A 25,784-nucleotide genomic window follows, 5' to 3' on the forward strand; every position below is an offset into this window, starting at 1 on the left:
GCGTGATCCCGGCGGCGAGGGCCCGTGCGGAGAGGTCCGGATGATGGACGAGGAAGCGGCCGTCGCCGTCACCACACGCCGGCTGGAGCGGGCGGTGAACGGCCCTGGAAGGGCGACCCGTTGAAGCCTGCTTCCCCCTCGTGCGGTTCTCCAATGCTCACCCCGTCTGAGCAGTCGGCCTCGCCGCCTCGGAGAAGCCGGGTGACAGGTTCTCGTCTCGTTCCGTTGCGGCTAGGTTTGCGGCTTCATGAAGCGACTCTTCACCACCGCACGCCCTATCGCCTTACCGCGAAGGCGAGTTCGTCTCGCCGGCGCGACCCTGATGGCGCTCCTCCTCGTCGGCATCGGACTGGGGATCACCCCGTTGCTCCAGGGCGCCCGAGCCGCCGCCACCGGACTGGAGAGCATCGAGGCCCAGATCGCCCGTGCCGCCGCCTCGGGGAAGAAGCAGGTCGACATCGAGCCCGGCGAGTACCGCCGCGGTTCCGTTCTCGACCTCAGCGGGCTCGACGGGTTCACGATCAACGCCAAGGGCGTGACGATCGTTCAGACCCGGCTCGTCCAGGCCCTGCGGACGGGCACGTCGAACAACCTCACCGTCACAGGTCTCACGATCAACTATGACCCCCTGCCGTTCACCCAGGGGCGCGTCATCGCCCTCGGCAAGGCCGCGGACGGCACACCGTGGATGGATGTGCGGATCGACGCCGGTTATCCCCGCCCGGACAAGGTTCCCAGTCGCGTGTCGGTCTTCGACCCCGACCAGCGGCTCTGGCGCAGCCAGGCGTACAAGATCCCCGTCACCTGGCAGGACAGGACCGCAGGCGTGGTCCGGTCCATGGGCGGTGCGTGGGCGGCCGGCATCGGCGACATCGTCGCGTTCGCGGGCGAGGCCGTATCAGGTCCCGACATCGGCATCGGGGTGGTCGGGGCGAACACCACGTTCAAGGACGTGACGCTCCACACCGCACCGGGCTTCGGCTTCCAGAACATGGCCGGTGAGGGCGGTACACACCTGGACAACTTCCGGGTCGTTCCGGGCCCGCCGCCTCCGGGAGGAACCGAGAAGCCCATCATGACCACGACGTGGGACGCCATGGGATTCGGGTGGGTCAAGAAGGGGCCCACGGTCGAGAACTCCACGGTCGTCGGTGCCGGAGACGATTCGATGAGCGTCCAGGGCTTCGGGACCGCCAAGGTCCTCAAGACCGACGGAGACACCCTCTGGGCCGCCTTCCCGGACGGATTCCGCAACGCCCTTCCGGGTGACCGCCTGCAGCAGTGGACCGACGGGCCCACCGCCTCCATCCGGTCCATCGCTCCGGAGAAGGACCCCGCCATCAAGGCCCTGGCCGGAGCGAAGGCCGACTTCACCTACAAGCTGACACTCGACCGCCCCTCGCCATGGGACGCGGGCACCGACATCACCAACCTCGACCGCATCGGCAGCGGCTTCGTCTTCCGTGACAACCGCGTCGACAGCTCCGGTCGCGGGTTCCTGGTCAAGGCACGAGACGGAGTCATCGAGAACAACTGGATGCGCGGCGTCAACGCGATCTCGGTGACACCCGAGAACAGCTCGGACGCCAACGCCAACAGCGGCGGAAACCTCGTCATCAGGGGAAACACCTTCACCAGCGCGCTGGTGTCGGCCGGCGGAGTCTGGGACTCCTGCCAGGTCGGTGCCGTCTCCTTCGACCCCGGCAGCGCCAGCAGGCCCCTCTACCCCGACATCACCATCGAGGACAATGTCTTCCAGGACATCAGGGGCACCGGGCTCAACGTCAGCTGGGCGAAGAACGTGACCGTACGGAACAACTTCTTCCAGCGGTCCCAGCAGACCACGTACCCGGCGACGAAGAACCGCTGCGGTATTCCGAAGTCGTCCGTCGTGTACGTGAGCGACTCCACCGGCGTGACGTTCGAGGGCAACACGATCGACCGCATCGGCCCCTACTCGGTTCAGCAGGTGACGGTCGACGACAGGAAGCCCTCCGGTATCAGCGGTCTGCCCGGCGGAGTGAAGGTCCTCAGTCCGTACCTGCCCGTCAAGGCCGCGAGCACCTACACGATCTCGAACCGCGACAGCGGTCTGCTGCTGGCCCCGGCAGGCGGTTCGACGGACGCCGGAGCCGGTGTGGAGCAGCAGTCCGCCGCGGGCGGCGGCGCGCAGCGGTGGCGCCTTTCGCCCGCCGGAGACGACACCGTACGGATCCAGAACGTGATGTCGGGGCTGTTCCTGACCGGTGGATCCGGCTCGGACGTGACGCAGCGGTCACACTCCGACGGCCGGGGCCAGCTGTGGCGGCTGCTCGACACCGGGAACGGCACGGCGAAGATCTCGAACGTCGCGACCGGCGGCATGCTGGGCGCCACGGACCCCGGCCCGGGTTCGCCCGCCGGGCAGTGGCCGGTGTCCGGGGCACTGGACCAGACCTGGAAGTTCACGGACGTGTCACCGTAGTTCCAGGCCGGCTCCGCGGGGAAGCGCACGGCTGGTGGCCGCTGCTCGCAGGTCGCTGCGGGTTCCGCTCCCCCAGGGCCGAAGTGCTCAGAGCGTTTGAGTACTTCGGCCCGCACGTGTGCTGTCGTCCGCGGGCCCACTGTGCTGCCGTCTCCGGGCCCTCGCACGCAGATCAGGGGGCATCACACGACGTGACGTGTGCGCCGGACAGGACCTGGCAGACGGCCGGGGCCGTACCCGTGGCCGCGAGCGGCCGTCGCGTGAACGTAGGCTGCCGATCATGCAGAAGCGCCCGGGCCGGAGGCTCACCACGACCCAACAGGCCGCCGCGTTCCTCGGTGTCGCCGCCCTCTCCGGAGTCATGCTGGCGGGCATCGCGCTGCCCGCCGCCGGAGGGATAGGTCTCGCCGCCAAGGGGGCGGTCGAGGAATTCGACGAGATCCCGTCCAACCTCAGGACTCCGCCGCTCAGTCAGCGCACCAAGATCCTGGACCGTGACGGCAATACGATCGCGACGGTCTACTCACGCGACCGTACCGTCGTCCCGCTCAACGACATCTCCCCGTACATGCGTGACGCGATCGTCGCGATCGAGGACTCCCGCTTCTACGAGCACGGGGCGGTCGACCTCAAGGGCATCCTGCGCGCGCTGAATCGCAACGTACAGGCGGGCGAGGCCACGCAGGGCGCGTCGACCCTCACCCAGCAGTACGTGAAGAACGTCTTCGTCGAGGAGGCGGGGGACGATCCGGAGAAGGTCGCACAGGCCACCCAGCAGACCCTCGGCCGCAAGGTCCGCGAACTGAAGTACGCGATCCAGGTCGAGGAAGAACTCGGCAAGAAGAAGATCCTGGAGAACTACCTCAACATCACGTTCTTCGGGAACCAGGCGTACGGCGTCGAGGCCGCGGCCCAGCGCTACTTCTCCAAGCGCGCGAAGGACCTCACGCTTGAGGAGGCCGCGCTGCTCGCGGGCATGGTCCAGTCGCCGAGCCGCTATGACCCCGTCAACAACGTGGAGGAAGCGACCGAGCGCCGCAACACCGTGCTCACGCGGATGGTGGCCGCCCGTGACATCACGCGTGCGGAGGCGGAGAAGGCGATGGCCACTCCGATCAGGCTCAACGTCAGCTGGCCGAAGAACGGCTGCATCACAGCCGTCAGCGGCGCCGGGTTCTTCTGTGACTACGTACGCAAGACGGTCCTCAACGACCCGGCGTTCGGCAGGACCGAGAAGGAACGCTCGCAGCTCTGGAACCTCGGCGGTCTCACGATCAAGACCACCCTGGACCCGCGCGCCCAGCGGGCCGCCAACAAGGCCGCCACCGCCAAGGTCGACAAGAGCGACAAGTTCGCGGCGTCCGTCGTCCAGGTCCAGCCGGGAAGCGGCAAGATCCTCTCGATGGGCCAGTCCCGCCCGTACGGCCTGAATCAGAAGCAGAACGAGACGGTCCTGAACCTCGCCGTCAGCAACAGGATGGGCGGCAGCACGTACGGCTTCCAAGTCGGCTCCACCTTCAAGCCGTTCACGGCCGCGGCGGCACTGGAGAAGGGCATAGGCCCGGCGACGTCGTTCACCACGGACTGGAAGCTCACCCTGCCGGAGAGCTCCTTCCGCACCTGTGACGGCTCGCCCAGCGGCAACCAGCCCTGGGCCCTGCAGAACGAGTTGGAGTCCGAGAAGGGCACCTGGGACATGACGAGCGCGCTCGGCAAGTCCATCAATACCTACTTCGCGCTGCTGGAGCAGAAGGCCGGCCTGTGCGAGACCATCGAGATGGCGAAGAAGGTGGGTTACGAGCGCGGTGACGGCAAAGAGATCGCGGCACGCCCCGCGGTCACCCTCGGCAGCGTCGACAGCACCCCGCTCTCGATGGCGTCCGCGTACGCCACCTTCGCCAACCGTGGTACGTACTGCACCCCGATCGCCATCGAGTCCGTCAAGGACGCGCGGGGCAAGAACATCCCCGTGCCGAAGTCGACCTGCTCGAAGGCGATGAGCGAGCGGACCGCGGACACCATCAACCAGATGCTCAAAGGCGTGGTCGAGGACGGCACCGGTACACAGGCCGGACTCAAGGACCGGGACAACGCGGGCAAGACCGGCACGACGAACGACCGCAAGGACGCCTGGTTCGTGGGGTACACCCCGAACCTCTCCACCGCGGTGTGGGTGGGTGACGACGTCGGCGAGAAGAGCTCGATGTTCGACGTCACCATCGGCGGCCAGTACTACGACAAGGTCTGCGGCGGCTGTCTCCCCGGTCCGATCTGGCGGATCGCCATGACCGGCGCGCTGGACGCCTCCGAGGCGCCCTCGTTCAATCCCGTCTCCGTCCCCCGGGGCAAGAAGAAGGAGTCGGAGTCGGAGACAGGGCCGGAGCCGGAGACCGAGACGGACCCCTGACGAGGGTGACCGCCGACCGGGCGACGGCCGCGCAGGCAGGCCGCCCGCTCGGTCAGCCGGCCTGGAGCGCCTGGAGCCGGCCGGCCGCGCTCGCGAGCAGCATGTCCAGAGCGACCGGGTAGGCGCTCTGGTTCATCCGTGCGGCCAGCAGCTGGGCGGTCGCGGCGATATGCGGGTACTTCTCGGCGGGCAGCCGGGCGTAGGTGGACTCCCATTGCCGTTCGTCGGAGGCGCGGGAGGTCTCGGCCAGGGCGAGAGCGCCGGCGTCGAGGGCCGCGAAGGCCAGGCTCTGGTCGATGAAGGCATGGAAGACCAGGACCGCGTCGGGGTCGGGGAAGCCGGCGGTGCGCAGGATGCCGAGGACTGTCTCGTCGGCGGCGATCTCGCGGGGGCGGCCGGTCACACGGCCGGCGGTGAGCACGGCGGCCTGCGGGTGGGCGAGGTAGGCGCCGTGGATGCGCCGGCCGAGTTCGCGCAGGTCGGTGCGCCAGTCTCCGGTGGCGGTCCAGCCGTCGAGGGCTCGGCCGATCAGTTCCTCGCCGATGGCGAGGGTGAGGGCGTCCATGCCGTCGAAGTACCGGTAGAGGGTGCTGGGGTCGGCGCCGAGGGCGGTGCCGAGGCGGCGGACGGAGAGCCCGGCGCTGCCGTGTTCGCGCAGCATGCGCAGGGCGGTCTCGATGATCAGCCGTTCGGACAGGACGGTGCCCTGCCGGGTGGGGCGCCGCCGCCTGCGTGCCTCTTCGGGTACCACCTGTTTGGCCATGGTGTGTGCCTCTCGTGCCGGGACGGACGGGCCCGCCCCCCACCGGGCCGCCGCCTGCGGCTCTTGTGGACCCTTATGCCAACACCATTGACCTTAACTCGAACGCCCGGCTTTGATCCCCTCCCATGGGGCGCGGATCCGCGCGTACCCCATCGGGAACCGAGAGGAAGTTTCGTCATGCGTGTTCTGCTTGTCGGCGCCGGTGGCGTCGGTACGGCAATCACCCGGATCGCGGCCCGCCGGGACTTCTTCGGCCACTTCGTGGTCGCCGACTACGACCTCACGCGCGCCGAAGCGGCCGTGGCGGCGCTGGACGACAGCGCGGGCCGGTTCACCGCGCGCCGGATCGACGCCTCCGACCAGGCCGCGGTCACCGCCCTCCTCACCGAGGAGAGGTGCGACGTGCTGATGAACGCCACCGACCCGCGCTTCGTGATGCCGCTGTTCGAGGCCGCTCTCGCGGCGGGCAGCCACTACGTGGACATGGCGATGTCACTGTCCCGGCCGCACCCCGCACACCCGTACGCGCAGTGCGGGGTCAAGCTGGGCGACGAGCAGTTCGCACGGGCCGACGCGTGGCAGAAGTCGGGCCGGCTGGCACTGGTCGGCATGGGGGTGGAACCCGGGCTGTCGGACGTCTTCGCCCGGTTCGCGGCCGACGAACTGTTCGACGAGATCGAGGAGATCGGCATCCGCGACGGGGCCAATCTGACGGTCGAGGGATACGACTTCGCCCCGTCGTTCAACATCTGGACCACCATCGAGGAATGCCTGAACCCGCCGGTGGTGTACGAGCGCGAGCGGGGCTGGTTCACCACCGAGCCGTTCAGCGAACCGGAGGTCTTCGACTTCCCCGAAGGCATCGGCCCGGTCGAGTGCGTCAACGTCGAACACGAGGAGGTGCTGCTGGTGCCCCGCTGGGTGGACGCCCGGCGCGTCACCTTCAAGTACGGGCTGGGCGACGACTTCATCGACAAGCTGAAGACCCTGCACGCCCTGGGCCTGGACGCGACCGAGCCCGTCACGGTCCGCGACGCGGACGGCGCCACGGTACGGGTCTCCCCGCGTGACGTGGTCGCCGCCTGCCTGCCCGACCCGGCCACGCTCGGCGAGCGGATGACGGGCAAGACCTGCGCGGGCACCTGGGTGAAGGGTGTCAAGAACGGCCGGCCGCGCGAGGTGTACCTGTACCACGTGGTCGACAACCAGTGGTCGATGCGGACGTACGGCTCCCAGGCCGTGGTCTGGCAGACCGCGGTCAACCCGGTCATCGCGCTTGAACTCATGGCGGGCGGGTTGTGGGCCGGGACCGGCGTCCTGGGCCCGGAAGCACTCCCGCCGCGCCCGTTCCTGGACCTGCTGACCGCGTACGGCTCCCCGTGGGGAACTCGCGAGCACGGGGCCTAGGTTCGACGTCAGCCGGTCTAGCGCGTCTGCGGCAGCGGATTCCTCCCGAGGTCGATGCCGGCGGCGGCGCGCAGCGCGGACCACTGCAGAACGGCGAAGCCGGCGACGGTCAGCGCCTGCACCGGGATCCAGACGGCGCCGACTGTGGTCGGATCGAGCCAGAGCGCGAGCGCGGCGATGCTGACGACGGCCCACAGCAGATTCGCGTCGACAACGGCCTTCACGGGGAGCGGCGGCGGCTGGCGGCGGCCGGCGAGAAAGCCGACTCCGGCCCCGAACAGAGCGAGAAACGCGCCCAGGCCGAGCAAGAGGGTGGCGTCGACCCCGAGCAGCCGCCCGAGCGGCCCGGACGCCGCGACGTACGCCAGTCCGTTGACGCCGGTGGTGACGGCGTCGAGGGCGAGGAACCGGCGCAGCATCGTCTGCGGTTCAGTGGTGCGGGCGATGCCGGCGAGCAGAGTTGCGGACATGGCGAGGCAGCCTCCATCGAGGTCGTACGGGCTGGTCGGGGAACCGGTACCCGGACGGAGTGCGCCGCCCGGGTTCCGGTACCGCAAGGGTGCCGAGTGAGGCGGAGGACGTCGATTACGTGCGAGGTAATGGAGGCAGGGGCTCGCCGTCCAGACGCGTCGTGCTGCTCTTCGTCCTTGGGCCGTGGACCGGACGACGAGTTCGTCGACGTCCACCTCGGCGGGTTGAGTGATGGCGTAGAGGACCGCTTCGCCGATCGCGGTCCCACCCAGCTCCAGGGCCTGTCCGACCGCTGCCGTGTGGTGGTCAGTGGTGGTCAGTGGGTGAGCTGGCGGCGTACCAGTTCGTGGAGCCGGCCGTTCGGGTCGGCGAGCAGGTCGGCCGGCGGGCCCTGTTCCACGATGCGGCCGTCCGCCATGACGAGGACGCGGTCGGCGTCCATGACGGTGGACAGCCGGTGGGCGATCACGAGGCGGGTGGCGCGGAGTTCGCGGGTGCTCTCGGTCACGATGCGCTGCGTCGCGTTGTCCAGGGCGCTGGTGGCCTCGTCGAAGAACAGGATGCGCGGGCGGCGGATGAGGGCCTGGGCGATCATCAGGCGCTGGCGCTGCCCGCCGGAGACCGCGCCACCGCCGGAGATCAGGGTGTGCAGGCCCATGGGCATACGGGCGATGTCCTCGGCGAGACCGGCCATCCGGGCGGCTTCCCACACCTCCTCCTGGGTGTACGTCCCGGCGCCGCTGATGCAGTCCAGGATCGACCCGGTGAACGGCTGCGCGTTCTGCAGGACGACCCCGCACTGCCGGCGCACGGCCGCCTGGTCGAGAGCTGCCAGGTCCTGGCCGTCGTAGAGGACACTGCCGGACAGCGGCTGGTCGAAGCCGATGAGCAGCCGCAGCAGGGTGGACTTTCCGCAGCCGCTCGGGCCGACGACCGCCACGAACTCACCCGGCCTGATCTCCAGCGACACGTCGTCCAGGACCAGCGGACCGTCGGCGGAGTAGCGGAACGAAAGGGTGCGGGTCTCGATCCCGCCGGACAGGACGCCGGGCTGGGTGCCCGCGGAGCGGACCTCGGGCGGCTCGTCCAGCACCGGCTTGATCTGTTCGAACATCGGCAGTACGGCTGCCGTCGAGACGAACGCGCCCGTCAGCTGGGTGACGGAGGTGAGCAGCATCGTCACGGAGGTGTGGAAGGTGAGGAATTCGCCCGCCGTCATGCTGTCGCGCGCGGGGCCCGCCAGGAGCATGAACATGACGAGGGAGCACAGCGGCAGACAGACCGCGTCGAGGACCATGGTCAGGTTTCTGATCCGGCCCGTACGCTGGTGCAGTTCGCGGGAGCGGGCGAACTCCCCGGCCCACGCCGCGTACGCGAAGCTCTCCGCCGCCGCGACCCTCAGCTTGGGCAGCCCGCGCAGGGTCTGGAACGCCTGGTTGTTGAGCTTGTTGCCCAGCTCCACCAGCCGTCGCTGCCAGCGCACCTGCCACAGCCCCATCCCGAGGTACACGGCCGCCATGACGGTCAGCATGCCGATCGCCGCCAGCGCCAGCGGCACGCTGTACCAGAGCAGCAGGGCGAGGTTCATCGCGCCGACCGTGCCCGCCTGCACGGCCACCGGGCCGGCACCGGAGAGCACCCGGCGGATGGAGCTGATCCCCATGGCCGCACTGGCCAGTTCGCCGGTGGAACGGCCGGTGAAGAACCGCGTCGGCAGCCTGAGCAGCCGGTCCCAGACGGCGGGCTGCAGCACGCTCTCGATCCGGCCCTCAAGACGCAGCAGAGTCAGGTTCTGCGACAGCGCGAACACGGCGGTGACCACGCTGGTGATCATGACGGCCAGCGAGACCTGGGCGATCAGGCTCGTCTGGGCGTTCGGCACGAACACCCCGAGCACCTGCCCGGTCGCGACCGGTACCAGTGCGCCCAGACCGACCGTGACCAGCCCGCTCAGCACGAGATTCCGGGCATCGGTGCCGCTGCCGCGCAGGCTGAAACGCATCAGCCGCCCCAGGCTCAGGGGCCGGTCGGGCAGCGGCCGGTAGAACATGACCGCACGCGGCTCCAGTTCCCCGGCGTTGCGCGGGCCGATCCGCATGCGCAGCCCCGAGGCCGGGTTCACCGCCTCATAGCGGCCGCGCCGCCACAGCAGCGCCACCGGCGCGCCCGACTTGGCCCAGTGGCCCACCAGCGGGCCGGCGTCCCCGCGCCACCAGTTGCCGTCGAGGCGGACCGAACGGGTACGGATCCGGGCGGCGACGGCGATGCGTTCGACGGGGCTGACGTGGTCGTCGACCGGTCCGCTCCCCGCCGTCCCCGGTGCTCCCGTCAGGGTGATCCCGGCGGCTTCGGCGACGACCTGGCAGATGGCGAAGGCGGCCTCGTCACCGCCCCTCCCGGGCTTCCCCGCCGTGCTCCGTCCGGTGGTGGCGGGCCCGTCGATGGAGGCGATCAGTGCCTGGTCCGCCTGTGCGCGTACCGCTTCACCGGCCTTGATACCGGCCGCGGTCCGGTCGGCGTGGGCGTTCTCCAGCCGCTCGATCCACCGGTCGACCGCGGACAGCAGCCGGTACTGCTGGTTGACCATCCGCTGCCACAGCGCGCCGTCGACCAGCAGGTCACCGGCCGCCTCGGCACTGTAGGCGGCGCCGTAGACCACACTGCCCGGGGGGACCTGCATCCACAGCAGATCGTCGTCGTCGCCCAGGGCGTCGTCGCCACCGGGACGGCCGTCCAGCGGCGCTTCCAGCAGGACGCCCAGCCCACGTCCGATACCGAGCGCGAACGCGTATTCCAGCGGAGTCGAGACCGGTGGCGACGGGTGCAGTTCGCGCAGCGGAATCCGGCGCAGCCGGCATCCGGGCGAAGGTTTGCCCGCCAGGGTGTGCTGCGTTCCTTCGACCGGCCCGAGCAGCAGGGCGCCCGCTTCGAGGCGGCCCAGGCAGTGCCAGTGGCCCTGCCCGGCTGCGTCTACGGCGAAGAGGTCCAGCGTTCCGTCCGTCACGAGCCACAGCACGTGTGGCCCTTCCAGTGGCACGCTGGACAGAGCGGTGTGGTCGAGGGGGGTGCCGAGGGCGCCGAGAGCGTGGATGACCGCGCCGGTACCGTCCGTCGGCGGGGAAAGGGGCGTCATCTCAGTGCTCCTTGACGAGCCGGGCGTAGGGTCCGTCGGCCGTGACCAGGTCGTCGTGCCGGCCCCGCTCGACGATCGCCCCGTGGTCGAGCACCACGATCTCGTCGCTGTCGCGGACCGTGCTCAGCCGGTGCGCGATCACCACGCACGCACAGCCCCGCCGTCGCAGGTTGTCGATGACCAGCTGCTCGGTCCGCGCGTCCAGCGCGCTCGTGACCTCGTCGAGGACGAGGATGCTCGGCCGTCTGACCAGTGCCCTGGCGATCTCCAGGCGCTGGCGCTGTCCGCCGGAGAAGTTGCGTCCGTCCTGCTCGACCCGGCTGTGGATGCCTCCGGGGCGCCGTACGATCACGTCGTCGTACAGGGCGGCGTCCTGGAGCGCCGCGATGACGGCGTCGTCGGGTATGGACGGGTCCCACAGGGCCACGTTGTCGCGGACCGTGCCTTCGAAGAGGAAGACGTCCTGGTCGACGAAGGAGACCGAGGCGGCCAACGCGCCACGGGAGATGTCCTCCAGACGCTGCCCGTCGATACGGATCGTCCCCTCCCAGGGCCGGTAGAGGCCCGAAATCAGCCGGGAAACGGTGGACTTGCCGCTGCCGGAGCCACCGACGAGCGCCACCTGCTGTCCGGGGCCGACCGTCAGGGAGAAGTCCTTGAGCAGCGGCGCGTCCAGCGGGCTGTACCCGAAGGTGATGTTCTCCAGGTGCACATGGCCCCGCAGCCTGCGGGTGTCCGCGTCATCCGGGGAGGGGCGCGTGTACAGCTCGTCGGCCGGGAAACTCTCGACGTCCTTCAGCCTGGCCACGTCGGCGGCGAAGTCCTGGACCCGGCCGGCCACCGCGTTCAGCCGGGTGATCGGTGCGGTGAAACGCGTGACGAGCGCCTGGAAAGCGACGAGCAGACCGATGGAGAGATGGCCCTCGACCGCGCGCAGTCCGCCGATCCACAGGATCAGCGCGCTGTTGAGTGTCGCGAGGGCCGGTGCGACCACGGCGAGGGCAGCGGTCGGTACGCCCAGGCGCTGCTGTACCTCCAGTGTGCCGGCGTGCTGGCCCGCCCAGCGGCGGAAGTAGCCGTTCTCGCCGCCGGTGGCCTTCAGGGTCTCGATCAACTGCAGCCCGGTATAGGAGGTGTTGGTCAGGCGGGCGGTGTCCGCGCGAAGTTTCTGGGTATGGGTCGCGCGCAGCCGGATGACGATCCGCATCGCCACGACGTTGAGCAGCGCGATCAGCACACCGACAACGGTCAGCTGCGGATCGTACGTCCACAGCAGGAAGGCGTAGAGGATCACCACCACACCGTCCACACCGGCGGCCGCGAGGTCGCGTGACAGGGTTTCGGCGACCGTATCGTTCGACTGCAGACGCTGGATGAGATCCGCGGGGCCTCGCTGGGCGAAGAACGTGACCGGCAGCCGCAGCAGATGGCGCAGGAACCGGGCGCTGCTCAGCGTCGAGGAGATGATCCGTCCGCGCAGCAGATTGGCCTGCTGGAGTCCGGTCAGCGTGGCCGTGAGCACCACCATCGCCGCCATCGCCGCGAACAGGGGCCCCAGTAGCGAAGTCTGGCCGCCGATCAGGAACATGTCGATGTAGGTACGGCTCAGCGCGGGCACCACCGCGCCGGCACCGACCAGGAGGAGGCTGGCGAGCAGAGCGGCCAGCAGCGTGCCCGTCGTGCCGCGCAGCCGCGCCGGCACCGCACCCAGCACACCCTGCTTGCGGCCGCCCGTACGGAAAGCGGCCGACGGCTCGAAGACGAGCGCCACCCCGGTGAAACTGGCGTCGAAATCCTGCGTGGAGACGAACCGGCGGCCCTTGCCCGGATCGTTGACGTACACACCCCGGCGGCCCGGTGTGCGTGCCATGCCGTCGTAGACGACGTAGTGGTTGAACTCCCAGAAGAGGATGGCCGGCGGCCGCACCCCGGCCAGAGCCGCCGGTTCCATCTGCATGCCCTTGGCCTGTAGACCGTAACTCCGCGCCGCCTTCAGCAGGTTGCTGGCGCGCGAGCCGTCACGGGACACACCGCACGCGACCCGCAGCTCCTCAAGGGGGACATGACGCCCGTAATAGGCGAGCACCATGGCAAGCGACGCGGCACCACACTCCACCGCCTCCATCTGAAGGATCGTGGGCGTCCGTACCGCCTTCGGCTGCCTCGCCACGGCACGACCGGCACGCCTGCCACGCGTGGCACGCCGGGAAGACCTTGAGGAGTCACCGGACTTGGCGGCCTCGGCGGACTTGGCGGGCTCGGCGGACTTGGCCGGCTTGGGGCGCGGTCCGGGCCGCGGGCGGCGCCGGCCGTGCCCGGCCGGTGCGGGCCGTTCCCGCGTTACGGGCCGCTCGTCCAATACGGGCCGCTCGTCCGGCGTCGACGAGGCGTTCGGTACGGTCACGGCAGCAGCCAATCGATCGGACGCTGCTCGGCCAGGTGGATGGTGCCGTCGGCGAGCGTCATGGAGTCGACGGCGTACGGCGGACCGTCCGTCGTCGACCAGGTGAAACCGGACGTGGTGGACGAAGAGCGGTCCAGCCGTACGAGGACGGGCACGGGCTGCCCGTCCTTCGAGAAATGCTCACCCAGCTCGTTGCTGCCGAGGGCACCGGCGATGCGCTGCGCCGTCAGCCCGCTGCGCCCCACCGACTTCACCTCACCGCGCAGCACCCCGTACCGCTTCACCGGCACCGACTGGACGCTGAGATCGACCCGGGCTCCCACAGGAATCTCCGCGCCGTTGCCGGTCGGCAGATACAACACCGCCATCAGCGGGTCGTCCGGACCCTCGATCCGTTCCACGGCCGCGACATCCGTCCCGGCGTCCACCACGGAGCCGATCGTCACGACGAGCGTGGTCACCCGGCCCGCGGCGATCACAGGGACGACACTGGTCCCGCTCGCCGTACGGATCTTCAGCAGCGGCGTGTTCGCGGAAACACGCTTGCCCTCCGCGACGAGGACCTCGGTGACCTGGCCCGCCACCGGACTCTGCAGAACGTAACTGCCCTGCCCGTGGGTAAGGATCCCAGCGGCACCGACGGACGACGACACGGAACCGGTCACCGCCCACACCGTGGCAGCGGCCATCGCCACAAGCGTGACCGCGAAAACGAGACAGCCCTGAGGCCGCGCGAAACGCACCGGAAGATCGATCTCCTCCGGCGACCGCAGCCTGGCGAGCGCCTGCTGACGGAACTCCACAACACACCCTTCACTTACAGACCGCCATATCCCGCCCGGGGCCGCCACATGCTGTCCGGCCGGTCCTCGCGGACCGGCCGGACAGGACCTGGCGGAAGGGTCCCGGCCGCGGGCGGCCGTATGCCCCGGAACCTGGAGCGGCACCGGGGCACATGGCGCGGTCCGTCGGCCGGGGAAACCGCCGGCGCGCCGTGGTCACCGCACGTGGCAGCGATCACTGCCACGCGAGGCCGTGCCGCTCAGCGGCACTCGACCGGTCGGCTCAGAGGTTGACGCCGACGCCGACCGGGAGACCGGACGTGACACCGCCGACCACACCGGTGGCCGTACCGACGATCTCCGAGACGGGGGCGACGGAGTCAGCGGTGGACACAGCGGTGCCGACCAGACCGCCTACGAGGCCACCGGACACGTTGTCCAGGTCGCTGTCGGAGATTTCCTGGGTCTCGACCTGCGGGGTGAAGGACATGATCTTTGCTTCCCTTCGCGCTGATAACTCGGAACTTCCACGGCGGTCACACGCATCGTCAGAGACCCGGAACGGGCCCTGCCGTCCGTGCGTTTGCCGCGGTGCGAAGGATGAAACCACGCGCTCACGCCGCCCGGCCAATCACCTCGCTCCCCAACCGCGACCTGACACGGCACCGAAGCCACCTGGTGTGCAGGCACGTTCATCAAGTGGTGGCAGCATCTTCACCACTTCACAGGCGTGAACTCCCCCGCACGGGGCTCCCCCCGCACGGCGGAACACGACATTCCGCACCAACAGACACACCACCAGCCCATCCGCGGAACCCACTCTGAGGGAATGTGCCGCCCGCGTGACCACTGTGCAGATCCACGACAGACCACACACCAATACCCACCCACACCACACCGCAGCGACGCGCACACAGTGAGTGACCACGCCCCCGCGATCAGACCGACCGAACAGACCAGGCGAACAGACCGAGCGAACAGACCGTGCACGGATGGTGTCGTCAGGCCCGTGAGGCGAATTCCCAGCGCCCCTGGGGCACCCTGTACACCACGAATCCGTTGTCCAGCCGTATCCTCTTGGCCTCGTCGTGGGCGGTCACCTCGGCCTTGTCGGGAGCCGGCACATGGACCTCGGCCGTGGAGCCGACCGGGACCTTCACCCGCAGACGGAACGTGCCTTCTCCAGTGGCCCAGGCCACCGACACTTCACCGCGAACGGTGCGCAGCGACGTACGGGCCCAGCTGACTCCGACCCGGGCATCGGGCTTCACGGTGAAGGTCCGGTAGCCGTCGCTTCCCGGACGCAGCCCCGCCACGTTCTCGTAGAGCCACTGGACGACCGTGCCCTTGAAGTAGTGGTTCTGTGAGCGGTTCTCCGGCACCCGCCAGTATTCCCACATGGTGTCGGCACCGTTCTCGAACCAGTTGCCCCAGCTGGGGTAGGCACGCTGGGTCGCGACCTTGTGGGCGAGGTCGGCATGGCCGTGGGCGGTGAGCTGGGGCAGCAGGACGCTGGTCCCCAGGACACCGGTGTTCAGGGTGTTCGGCGAGCGCTTCGTCGGATCCCCCTGCGGGGGCGGGGAAGTGATGTTCTGGACGAGTGAGGCGACGACTCCGGGGACCGCCGCGTTCGGCACGAGGCCGAACGCCAGCGGGATGACGTTGCTCGTCTGCCGGTAGTTCCTGTCACGACTGGTCTGGTAGTAGCCGGCCGATGTCAGGAAGGTCCGGTTCAGTGCCGTCTTGATCTCGTCGGCGGCCGCGCGCAGGCGCTCTCCCTCGGCCTGCTCACCGACCACGCCGGACATGTCGGCGACGGCCAGCAGGGATCGGTGGAGGTAGGCACTGGCCGTCAGCGTCGCGTCCTCGGGGGGCTCGACATGGCCGGGCGAAAGGTAGTCACCGATCACGGAGCTGACCAGTCCGTTCGTCCTGCGCCCCAGCTCCCAGTCCAGGTACCGGACGACGGCGGCCCAGTGCTCGCCCACCAGGCGCTCGTCACCGTAGGTCTGGTGCATCTGGTGCAGCAGCAGCGGGTACACCGTGGTCCACTCCGGGGCCGGGTTGTACTCGTTGTAGCCCCACCCCGGGCTCGGCACGATGCTGGGGATCCGCCCGGAGGCTTCCTGGCTGTCCTTCATGTCATTCAGCCACTTGGTGAAGAACCGTTGCAGACCGAAGGCGTACAGCATCGAGGGTACGGCGACGTTCGCGTCCCCTGTCCAGCCGTTCTTCTCGTACTTCGGGGTGTCCGTCGGAATGCCGTGCAGGTTGTTGGCGAGCGTGCGCCGCATCGCCTTGTCCAGCTGCTCGTAGAACTTCTCCGAGCAGGCGAAGTCACTGGCTTCGTCGACAGCGCTGTGGACCAGGCGTCCCAGCACCTGTCCGGGCTTCGGCGCTTCGGGAAGTCCGGAGACCTCCACGTACCGGAAGCCCTTGTAGCTGAACTTGGGCTCCCACACCTCAGCCTGTCCGGTGCCGGCACACACGTACTCGTCCCTCTGGAAGCGCCCCGGGGTGAAACCGCTCTCGTCGATGACCCTGCCCCGGCCGTCCAGCTTCTCGCTGTGGACGAGCGCCACCTTGGTGCCCGCCGCGGCGGTGACCGTGAGCCGGCACCAGCCGGCCAGGGTGCGGCCCATGTCCACCAGGTGGACGCCACCACCAAGGTCCTTCACCTCGGTCGGGTGCACCGTCTCCACGATCTCGATCGGCTCCAGTGCCTGCGTGCGCAGCGTCCCCTTGGGCGACTCCTGCTTCGGGGCGGGCCACCAGTCCCGGTCGTCGAATCCGGGGCTGGACCATCCGGTGAATGCCAGTCGAGCGTCGTACGTCTCCCCCGCGTAGAGGGAGTTGGACCGAGTGGGCCCAGCCGTCAAGCGCCAGGACTCGTCGGTGGCCACGGTCGTGGTCGTGCCGTCGGTATGACGGATCTCCAGCTGGGCGAGCAGCCGGGGCTCACCGTGCCAGGCCGCGTTGCCCCAGCCCCATGCGTTGGGCGTTGTGATCCCGTAGAAACCACGGCCCAGGGTCACACCGATCGCGTTCTGACCACGTTCGACGGCGTCCGTGACGTCGTGGACGGCGTACAGCACCGTCTCCTCGTAGTCGGTGAGCGCTGGATCGAGGACCTGCCGGCCCACACGTCTGCCGTTGATCTCCGCCTCGTAATACGCGACACCGCTGATGTAGAGGCGGGCCTGAGCCACGCGCTTGGAAACCGTGAAGTCACGCCGCAACAACGGCGCGGGTCCCTCCTCCGTCGCGGGAAAACCTGCCCCGCGCCCCCACGGGCCATCCCCATACGGGGCGAGAACCTTGGCCTGGGCCCAGGCGCTGTCGTCGAACTCCGCCTGGATCCAGCCCTGTTCCTCTCGCGAGGAGACCCGCCATGTGCCGTCTGTGACGAACTCGGCCACCTGGGAGCCCGCTCCGTCCTCCACGAGCAGGCGGACCAGCAGACCGGCCGGATTGTTCCCCCGGTTGGTGGCGACGACCGCGAACGTGACACTCCCTCCCGCCTGCAACCGCTGAGCGATGTCGACGACCTTGCCCTCGCGCCAGCCATCCGCACGCTCGGGCGCGTGAAGAACCCTTTCTCCGTTCACGTACAGGGTGAAGTCGTCATCAGCGGTTGCCATCAGCGTGGCCTTGGCGACCCGGGCCCCCTCGGGCAGTGTGAACGTGTTACGGAACCACCGCGAGCCCAGCGGCGCGGCGTTCGCCGTGACATCGGCGGACCAGATCCAGGACGCGCCGTCGAACTTCGCCGTGGGAACGGTGAAGCCGATCCAGTGCCCTTTCCAGCCGTCGTCCGGCAGAGCCGTCTCCCACCAGCGCACCGGACTCCACGACGAAGGGCGCCCCCGCTCGTCCCAGACCCGGACCTGCCAGTAGTACCGGGTACGCGGCTGAAGCCCCGGGCCGTCGTAGGCGACCTGGATACTGCGGTCCGAGGCGACCCGGCCGGAGTCCCACACCAGCCGACGGCCACGGTGCAGATCGGAGGCGGAGCGGGCCGTGCGGATCTGGTAGGCGGTCTGCGCCGCGCCACGTCGTCCCTCGGCCGACAACTCCCAGGAGAGCCGGGGCTTTTCGACGTCGGTTCCCAGCAGTGTCTCGGCGTACTCAACGCTGGTGCGTTGAACACGCAGGGGCCCTTGGCGACCGTCGTCGTCGTAGTCCCGGTCGCGGCCCAGGGCTCCCGCCGGTGTGGCGCCGAGCGTCGCCTGGCCCACCGCGGTTGCCGCGACAGCGATCGCGGTGGTGCGGAGGAGTTTTCTTCGGTTCCAGTCTTCGGTCATCGTCTTCCTTCGGGCCGCGGAGAGCAGGGAGTGAGCATGGGGGCAGGGAGTGAGCATGGGGGCAGGGAGTGAGCATGGGGGCAGGGAGTGAGCATGGGGGGCAGGGCCAGAGGAGTGCTTGAATCGTTTCACTCGGGCACGTGACGGCGATCGTAGGCCGCCCCCACGCACGCATCAACAGCCGTGCGCTTTCCTCCGACTTACCGACGGCCGGCTCCCTCCGCCTTTCCGGACCGCAGGGACACGCGCCCTGAAGTCACCGTCCGGGAGGGAAGGCGGCCAACGCCCGTGCGTCCACTGGCCCGACGGGCCGACAGACGGCCGGTAGGGTGGGGCACCACTCCTGCCGGGACGCGCCGGTCCACGGATGCGAAACGGCCCGGAAAGCGCGGAACGCTCACGAGAGATGAACACTTCGCGCGCTTCAAGAGGGCCCGAGGCCGCACGCCGTGAAGCGGCGACGGACAGCGGACCGGCCCCCGCACAGGCACCACCTCATGCGGTCCGGCTGGGGGTGGGTGCCGTTGCCGGTTCCCGGCCCGGAGGGGTCGACCAACGGGGCGTCTGCCCACAAACTGGGAGGGTGATGCCTCAACCAGCCTCTCCTGAGAACCTCCGTGCCGTTCTCTTCGACTCAGGTGGCGTGCTGATGCGGCCGATCGGCGGCCGCTGGAACCCGCGAGCGGACTTCGAGCAGACCGTTCTCACCCATGCCCCTTCCCTCACAGCGGAGCAGTTCGCGACGGCCATCGCCGCGGGCGACCACTTCTTCGCCACCTCGTCATCCACGCCCGACTACAACGAGTACCACCGCGTGATACTCCACAGCCTCGGCGTGGACCCGACCCCGGCCCTCCTCGCCGACTTGCGCCGCGAAGTCCCCCCGGCCGTGCTCCTGGAGACGTACCCGGACGTCGAAGAGACCCTGGAGGAGCTGAGCCGTCGGGGAGTGCGGATGGCCGTGGTGTCGGATGCCTGGCCCGATCTGCCCAGCCTCCACGCCGGACTCGGGATCGAACGGTACTTCGAGGCGTATGCGATCTCCGCCGTCCTGGGCTGCAACAAGCCGGACCCGCGCATGTACCACCACGCCAGTTCCGCGCTCGACCTCGCCCCCGCGGAGTGTCTGTTCGTCGACGACGATCCGGAGCTGGTTGCCGCAGCGATCCGACTCGGCTATGCGGGCCGTGTGATGAGCCGGGACTCGGCCGTCACGAACGTGCCGTCCATCACCTCCCTGACGGAACTCCTGGACTTCTTCTGACACACATCCGGCACGGGCCGTACGGGACTGCGGCCGCAGCGCCGGCGACGGTTACCGTGCTCGCCGACAAGCGATGCGGTGTTGCCACTACCCACGCGGCGGCTTGCACTTCCGAGTATCCACACGTGGACAAATGGCATATGAGTTGCTATCAGCTATTGACACCTTTTAAAGTGCTCACTTTACTCCGTGAAGTGCCGACGCGGAGAAGTCGGCGACAGAGGTACGCCCAGCCGGTATGCGGTCATTGCCGTGAGTCCGGCCCAAGTCGCCAGGTCGTCCCCCGGAGACCGAGGCGGGGTCGTACCCGCGGATCATGGAGCTCCCAGCAATGACATCGCATCGTCTTCGCACCCGTACTGTTCTCGGCGCCGGCCTGGCGCTGGCCGCGGCCGTCACGACCAGTGCGTTGGCTGTCGGCACGGCCAACTCCACCGCGCCGTTCACTCTTCCACCGGTCAATGCCGGATTCGACTACCAGATCGGCGGGGCGTACACACCGCCGTCCGGGGTGGAGGTCGTCAGCCGCGACCGCGGTGACTCCCCGGCGTCCGGCCTGTACAACATCTGTTACGTCAACGCCTTCCAGACACAGCGGACCGGCGAGACCGACGGTCCGGACGACTGGGACCCCAACCTGCTGCTCAGGAACAGCGACGGTTCAGTCGTCATCGATCCGGACTGGGACGAGGCGATCCTGGACATCACCACCGACGCGAAGCGACAGAGCATCGCGGACAGGATCAAGGTCCAGATCGACGAATGCGCGGCCAAGGGCTTCGACGCGCTGGAACTCGACAACTACGACACCTACACACGCGATGTCGTCAACGGCAGGATCACAGCCTCGCACGCGCAGACATACATCAAGATCCTCTCCGCCTATGCCCACACCAAGGGCCTCGCTGTCGGCCAGAAGAACACCGTGGAACTGGCGCCCAACCGGGCGGCGAACGGGCTCGACTTCGCCATCGCCGAGGAATGCGGCGACCCGAGGTGGAACGAATGCTCCCAGTACGTCGACGCGTTCGGGGACAACGCCATCTTCATCGAGTACACGAGCGCCGGCATGAAGAACGCCTGCACGTACGCCGACCGGGTGAGCGTCGTCCGGCGTGACGTCAACGTCGCACCCAAGGGCGCGTCCGGTTACCTCCGCGAGACCTGCTGACCCCCGCCTCCGACGCGCGCTCACGCCCACCCCACATACGCAGGCGGCGCCTTCCCTGTGGTGAGCGTGAGCGCGCCACCCTCCCGACGGATCCGACCCGCCACCCGTGCGGCCGTCCCCGCAGGAGTTGCCCCCCCGCCGGACCCAACTCACCTGCCGCTCACGGCGGCAGTGAGACACAACGGCCGTCCTCCTGGATGGTCTCGCTTCAGACTGCGCAGTCCGATCACCACTGCGGTGGCGCGCTCATAGCATCCCAGTGGGTCCTCACCGCGGCCCACTGCGTGCTCCAGCCCGGCGACACCCCCGGAGCGCCCCCCAAGGTCAGGACACCCGACCAGGTCAGGATCGGCAGTCTCAAAGAGTCCTCGGGCGGCACCGTGTCCGGTGTGGACAGCGTCTACCCGCACCCCACCGCGCAGTTCACCTCCGAGGAGTCCGGGGTGATCACTTTCAGCGGCACCGACCTGGCACTGCTGAAGCTGGACAAGCCCGTGCCCAACGAGCCCATCGGCCTGGCCAAGAGCACCCCCGACATCGGCGACCCAATGCGGCTTCTGGGCTGGGGAGCCACGGGAGAAGACGCGAACGGCGACCCGATCCGTCCCGAGTCACTGAGGGAAGTCACTCTCCCGGTGACCAGCTTCGACGAGAGTAAGCGCCTGGTCCTTTCCAATGACCAAGAACGGGGCGCAAACCGGGGAGACTCCGGCGGACCGGCCGTCGTTCCCACACGTCACGGATGGAAGCTGGCCGGCATCACGAACTCGGCCGGCTCCGAGGACGGTGTGTGGAACAGCTACTACACCGATCCCACGCTGTCCAAGGAGTGGATACGCCAGACCAGCGGCAACGCATCCACGAAGACACAAAAAGCGCCGTAACACACTCCCCTTAGGCAGAGCTTCGGCCCTCGGCCTCGGAAAGCATCAGCACGGGGGCGGTCCAGTACAGCGGAGCTACGCCGCGCCCGTACCTCCACATCCACGGTCACAACGGCGCATGGGCAGAGTCCGTCGCGTTCCGAGATGGAACCCGACGCTCGGCGTCGGCGTCATTGACCGCGAAAGTGCAACCCGGCAGGAGCGAGGCCCTGGAATGGATTATGGGACGCGTCTGGAACGCGCCGTATCGGAGCTGGAGAGTCGCGGTGACATCGAGGTGGAACGACGGCCCGCGAGTCAGGACCTGACACCGGAGCGGTCCACACTGCCCACGGACGCCGACCTCGCGCCCGAGAGAGTCAACGCGCTCTGCCGCACCCAGCTCGGCGAGAGCGTGGGGCCCTACCTTTTCGCGGCCAACGAGTACCACGCCAACTGGGTCACCGCGGACGACCGCGTCCGCGGTGAGTTCTGTCTGCGGAACCTCTACCGTTGTCTGACACAAAGGCACTTGCCCCTGACGGATGAGCTTCTCGCTACCGCTGAACGGCGGGTGCTCCCCGAGTTGAAGATCTTTGATCAGGCGCCCTTCTGCGGCGCGGGACAGGTGACTGGCCTCCGGGCGTCACCAGCGGCCGACGGAGCCGAGATCTGGCACTACGTCTCGACCCGTACTGAGCTCCATCACCTGCACCTCGACTACGGTACCTACCTGGAGACCCTGCTGATCACCAAGGGTGCGTGGGGCTGGCAGTATCTCTTCGCCGACGTCGACTTGACCGACAGCCGATTCCATGACCCCGCCGAAAACCTCGCCGCGATGTTCGACACTTTTCCGGTCCTGTTCCCCGACCACGACTACGAGCCGCTGTACGCACGTTGGCGCGAACGCCTGTAGGGGGCCCAGGGGCAGGTCACCACGTGGCCGCATCCGCTTTGCCGATCCAGCAGCGGTCGAGCCACCTCGTCCGCGCATGAGTGGAGCCCACGGGCTTGCCGCATGTGGCGGGGATCACGTCGGAGGGAGAACCTGCGGCCCGGCTCGGGCGTCTGGCCCGTGTGAGATCAATAAGGAAGGCACCGCGCGCGGTAGACAGCCAGGCGCCGGTCTCGGTCCGGGAGAACGCCACCGTACTGCCGGAAGGCTCCACGCCGGAGTGGTCCCGTAAGACCGTGCTCGCCGAGACCCGCCCGGTGTGGAAGAAACTCAAGGTGCTGCCGCGGGCCGAGCAGCTCTCGCCAATCAACGCGATGCGCGCCGCCGCGCTGTCCTGCGAGGGCGACGCGTTCGACGCACTGAAGGGCGGTGTGTCCGGGTGAGATGGCTGATGCTGTACGCGCGCTCGCGTCAGGTACCCGCGTCGCTCGCCGCGGTGGTGGTCAGCGCGGTGGCGGTGTGGGCACTCGCCCGGAACGGCGGCGGGGAGCCCGGCGATCCGCGGCTGGCCGTACTCGTCCTCGCTACGGGCGCCATGGCAGCCTCGATCGGGCTCAGCGGTCAGGACCTCGCGCTGGACCGGACGGCCGCGATCCGCTGGGTGCCCCGCAGAGCGGCACACGTGCTGCTCTGCGGCGCGGTCGTCGGCACGGTGCTGCTGACAGTGCAGGCGATGGGCGAGCCCATGGCCACCACCGCGTTCGTCGTCCGGAACAGCGCGGGCCTGATGGGGCTGGTCGCCCTGGGCGCGGCGCTCTCGGGCGGCCAGTACGCCTGGACGCTGCCGTTCGCCTGGCTCACGTTCTCGCTCTTCGCCCCGCCCCCGACGAGTACGCCGATGCGGGTGGCGAGCTGGATGCTGCTGCCGCCCGGCACGACGGCGAGCACCTGGACGGCCCTGGTCCTCGCGGTCGTCGGCACCGCGGCCTACGCCGTCGCGGGACCGAGACGGTGACGCTGACGACCGCAGCACGGTCGCGTGCGGCATGCGCACGCATCGGATCGAGCACCCGCCACGCGGCCTCGCTGGTCGTACAGTCGAGCATGTCATCGCACGCGTCACCGATCAGGACAGCGACGGACTGTCCCCAGAGTCGGACGAGCCGCCTGGCAGTCAAGGCCGGACGGAGGGGGAATCATGGTCGCGTTCCACGCGTCCGCGCTGGACGGAGTCGCCCGCAACCCGGCGCTGCCGACACCGCTGCTGCTGCGTTTGCTCGCCTTTGACGGCGGCGGTGACGGTCCGCCCCGTCACGCCCTCCAGAGGGCTGGACTTCCCGAGTCGGCTGTAGCGGTGATCCTGGCTCACCCGAACCCCCGCGCTCGCATCGATCTCGCGATGAGCACCAGGGCCGAGCCCCCGCAGCGGGCCCGGCTCGCGGACGACCCGTCCCCCAAGGTGCGGGCCGCTCTCGCGTACGGACCCGAGTGGCGCGACCCACGTACGGCGGTCGCGCCGCTGCCGGACGACGTGTGCGCCCGCCTGCTCGACGACTCCGCCCCTTCCGTACGGGCGGCCCTGCTGGACTCGCCCCATCTGGTGCCGTCGTTCGTGGCCTCGCTGGCCACGCACCGCGATCCGGCAGCGCGCCAGAGGGCGGCGCGCGTATGGAAGATGCTGTCGCCGGGCGAGCGAGCGGCGCTCCTTTCCGACCCCGACCCCGAGGTGCGGCAGGCCGCCGCGCTGGAGGAGTGCCGACGCGACGCACGCGTCACCGCCGCACTCCTGCGCGATCCGAAGTCCGCCGCCGAGGCGCTGCGACGTGGGCTCCTCCACCGCGCTGACGCCGAGCGGTGCGTCGCCGAGCGGACGCACCTGGCCGCCCTCGCCGAGAACCCGTCGCTGCCCACCGACCTCGTGGAGCGGCTCGCCGTCGACCCCGACGAGGACATACGGCTCGCGGTCTCCCTCAGGCCGGAACTGCACGAGACACGGCGCATGTTGATCGACTTCACGGTGGAGGACTTCGCCAGGGGGGACGTGGAGTGGGTACGGGACGGGCTCGCCGACCCCGCGGTGCTGCGACGGGCCGCGACCTCCGCCCACCCACTGCTCCGGCGCACCGTCGCCCGGAGCCCCCACCTGCTGCCCGACCTCCTGCGCCTGCTCGCGCGGACCGAGGACCCGCTGGTGGAGGACCTCTTGGCCATACACCACCCCGACGCACCGGAGGAGGTCCTGATGCGTGTGTACGCGCGGCTCGGTGGCACGTTCTCCGCCTGGATGGCGGAGACGCACCCCCGCTTCCCCCGCGAGGGTCTCGCCGCACGCTACGCGGACCACCCGGACGGCAACTACCGCCGACTGGCCGTCCGGGACCCGGCCGCCACACCCACGCTGATCGAACGGCTCAGCCATGACCCCACGGTCTGGACACGCCAGGCGGCGGTCGGCGACCCGCGTCTCCCGCTCCGTCGGCTCCGCGAGGCGCTTCATATCCCTGAACTGGCCGCCGGCGCGGGTGCCAACCCGGCGCTCCCCGAGGACGAGATGGCCGCCGTCCTGGAACGGGCCGGCGTTCCCGCCTGACCTCCGAGCAGAACCGCCCGGCCCTGCGCCGCTCCCCTACGGCTTCCCAGGAAGGACGTCTCACCAGTCTCGCCGACCTTTTTGTACACCCGCCCCAACTGGACGTTGAGGAAAGTCTCCAGGGCGTGAACGTCCCCGGGCATCACGCCCGTCCGCCGAACTGCCAGTTGTGCACTTCGATGTCGGCGTACCGGCCCGGGGGCAGAATGGCGCGTGCCGTCCCCGGATCCGGCGCCCGGACCAGCGCCGCCGTACCCAGCCAGGTGGCGCCGTCGTCGGACAGCAGCGGCCCGTAGGCGATCAGCTCGTCCCGGTCGGGGGGCACCGCGAGGTCGGCGGACTGCCCCGCGCCGAAGCCGAGCACCAGGTACCGGTTGCCGCCGGTCCGGCCGCCGGGGAAGTCCCACATGGTGCGCCCGAGGGTTTTGCGCCACCGGCGCAGCAGTACGTCCCGGTAGACACCGGCCTGGTAGTTCGGCTCGTCGAAGGCGAACGCGCGGGCGGCGACGGGATCGGCCAGGTCGACGATGTGCACGCTCCCGGTGGGGGTCTCGCCGTCGTCGGCGAGTGTCGGGCCCCGGGCGATCATCTCCTGCGCGTACCGGTCCATATATGACCAATGCTCTTCCACCAGTTCGTGGCGCAGAGGCAGGGAGCCGGGCCGGTCACGGTGGTAACAGAGGAACTCCATGCCCAAGGATCTCCTCGCGAAGCTAACCAGGTCGAGCGAGTTTCACCGCGATGACCACTCGGCGGCTGCCACGGTGCCTCCGCGGAGGCCGGCGGCCGGTGCCGTCTGTGCGTCGCCGGGTTGAGAGCGTTGCGGGACACTTCGGCTTCCGCCCGGCCAAGGACTCGCCGGC

18 protein-coding genes are annotated in these 25,784 nt (G+C 69.3%); 10 read left to right on the forward strand and 8 right to left on the reverse strand.

Features of this window, described 5'->3' with window-relative positions; all coding sequences use genetic code 11:
• The first annotated feature begins 322 nt into the window (after window positions 1-322).
• The gene (locus ACFRKB_RS21045; RefSeq protein WP_383107705.1) at window positions 323-2,464 is read left to right on the forward strand and encodes an RICIN domain-containing protein; all 2,142 of its coding nucleotides are present in this window, start codon (window positions 323-325) and stop codon (window positions 2,462-2,464) included.
• A 280-nt stretch (window positions 2,465-2,744) separates the two neighbouring features.
• Window positions 2,745-4,871, forward strand: coding sequence for a transglycosylase domain-containing protein (locus tag ACFRKB_RS21050; RefSeq protein ID WP_383107707.1), 2,127 nt, complete (start codon window positions 2,745-2,747; stop codon window positions 4,869-4,871).
• Window positions 4,872-4,923: 52 nt separating this feature from the next.
• Here the strand turns inward: ACFRKB_RS21050 and ACFRKB_RS21055 are convergent, their stop codons facing one another.
• Complete coding sequence (locus ACFRKB_RS21055; RefSeq protein WP_383107708.1) at window positions 4,924-5,634, reverse strand: TetR/AcrR family transcriptional regulator; 711 nt, start codon at window positions 5,632-5,634, stop codon at window positions 4,924-4,926.
• 177 nt (window positions 5,635-5,811) lie between these two features.
• Between ACFRKB_RS21055 and ACFRKB_RS21060 the strand changes: the two genes are divergently transcribed.
• Entirely contained in the window at window positions 5,812-7,041 is a 1,230-nt protein-coding gene (locus ACFRKB_RS21060) for a saccharopine dehydrogenase family protein (RefSeq protein WP_383107710.1), read from the forward strand.
• A 17-nt stretch (window positions 7,042-7,058) separates the two neighbouring features.
• Here ACFRKB_RS21060 and ACFRKB_RS21065 read toward each other — a convergent pair whose 3' ends face one another.
• The 6 genes from ACFRKB_RS21065 to ACFRKB_RS21090 all read right to left on the reverse strand — a co-directional run bounded on the left by ACFRKB_RS21065 (window position 7,059) and on the right by ACFRKB_RS21090 (window position 18,135).
• Entirely contained in the window at window positions 7,059-7,511 is a 453-nt protein-coding gene (locus ACFRKB_RS21065) for a hypothetical protein (protein WP_383107712.1), read from the reverse strand.
• Window positions 7,512-7,828: 317 nt separating this feature from the next.
• Window positions 7,829-10,645 carry an NHLP bacteriocin export ABC transporter permease/ATPase subunit gene (locus ACFRKB_RS21070; RefSeq protein WP_383107713.1) on the reverse strand — a complete coding sequence of 939 codons (2,817 nt, stop codon included), beginning with the start codon at window positions 10,643-10,645 and terminating at the stop codon, window positions 7,829-7,831.
• A gap of 1 nt (window position 10,646) precedes the next feature.
• A complete protein-coding gene (locus tag ACFRKB_RS21075) occupies window positions 10,647-12,770 on the reverse strand; it encodes an NHLP family bacteriocin export ABC transporter peptidase/permease/ATPase subunit (RefSeq protein WP_383107898.1) in 2,124 nt (707 codons plus the stop codon).
• A 275-nt stretch (window positions 12,771-13,045) separates the two neighbouring features.
• Entirely contained in the window at window positions 13,046-13,852 is an 807-nt protein-coding gene (locus ACFRKB_RS21080; RefSeq protein ID WP_383107715.1) for an HlyD family efflux transporter periplasmic adaptor subunit, read from the reverse strand.
• 262 nt (window positions 13,853-14,114) lie between these two features.
• A complete protein-coding gene (locus tag ACFRKB_RS21085; RefSeq protein ID WP_365970794.1) occupies window positions 14,115-14,321 on the reverse strand; it encodes a type A2 lantipeptide in 207 nt (68 codons plus the stop codon).
• Window positions 14,322-14,832: 511 nt separating this feature from the next.
• Complete coding sequence (locus ACFRKB_RS21090; protein WP_383107716.1) at window positions 14,833-18,135, reverse strand: family 78 glycoside hydrolase catalytic domain; 3,303 nt, start codon at window positions 18,133-18,135, stop codon at window positions 14,833-14,835.
• A gap of 586 nt (window positions 18,136-18,721) precedes the next feature.
• Between ACFRKB_RS21090 and ACFRKB_RS21095 the strand changes: the two genes are divergently transcribed.
• The 7 genes from ACFRKB_RS21095 to ACFRKB_RS21125 all read left to right on the forward strand — a co-directional run bounded on the left by ACFRKB_RS21095 (window position 18,722) and on the right by ACFRKB_RS21125 (window position 24,921).
• Complete coding sequence (locus ACFRKB_RS21095) at window positions 18,722-19,399, forward strand: HAD family hydrolase (protein ID WP_383107900.1); 678 nt, start codon at window positions 18,722-18,724, stop codon at window positions 19,397-19,399.
• Between the two features lie 331 nt (window positions 19,400-19,730).
• The gene (locus ACFRKB_RS21100; RefSeq protein WP_383107717.1) at window positions 19,731-20,570 is read left to right on the forward strand and encodes an endo alpha-1,4 polygalactosaminidase; all 840 of its coding nucleotides are present in this window, start codon (window positions 19,731-19,733) and stop codon (window positions 20,568-20,570) included.
• A gap of 35 nt (window positions 20,571-20,605) precedes the next feature.
• Entirely contained in the window at window positions 20,606-21,454 is an 849-nt protein-coding gene (locus ACFRKB_RS21105; protein ID WP_383107901.1) for a S1 family peptidase, read from the forward strand.
• A gap of 214 nt (window positions 21,455-21,668) precedes the next feature.
• Window positions 21,669-22,352: a hypothetical protein gene (locus ACFRKB_RS21110; protein ID WP_383107719.1), complete on the forward strand. Its 684-nt coding sequence runs from the start codon at window positions 21,669-21,671 to the stop codon at window positions 22,350-22,352.
• A 161-nt stretch (window positions 22,353-22,513) separates the two neighbouring features.
• Complete coding sequence (locus tag ACFRKB_RS21115) at window positions 22,514-22,774, forward strand: hypothetical protein (protein ID WP_383107720.1); 261 nt, start codon at window positions 22,514-22,516, stop codon at window positions 22,772-22,774.
• Window positions 22,771-23,346, forward strand: a complete 576-nt coding sequence (locus ACFRKB_RS21120; protein ID WP_383107721.1) for a hypothetical protein — start codon at window positions 22,771-22,773, stop codon at window positions 23,344-23,346. Before ACFRKB_RS21115 ends, ACFRKB_RS21120 begins: the two co-directional genes overlap by 4 nt.
• Before the next feature lie 183 nt (window positions 23,347-23,529).
• Complete coding sequence (locus tag ACFRKB_RS21125) at window positions 23,530-24,921, forward strand: Mucin-2 (RefSeq protein WP_383107722.1); 1,392 nt, start codon at window positions 23,530-23,532, stop codon at window positions 24,919-24,921.
• 142 nt (window positions 24,922-25,063) lie between these two features.
• Here ACFRKB_RS21125 and ACFRKB_RS21130 read toward each other — a convergent pair whose 3' ends face one another.
• Complete coding sequence (locus ACFRKB_RS21130; RefSeq protein ID WP_383107723.1) at window positions 25,064-25,612, reverse strand: YciI family protein; 549 nt, start codon at window positions 25,610-25,612, stop codon at window positions 25,064-25,066.
• Between the last annotated feature and the right edge of the window lie 172 nt (window positions 25,613-25,784).

The organism is Streptomyces scopuliridis (assembly GCF_042790125.1).
Lineage (GTDB): Bacteria > Actinomycetota > Actinomycetes > Streptomycetales > Streptomycetaceae > Streptomyces > Streptomyces scopuliridis_A.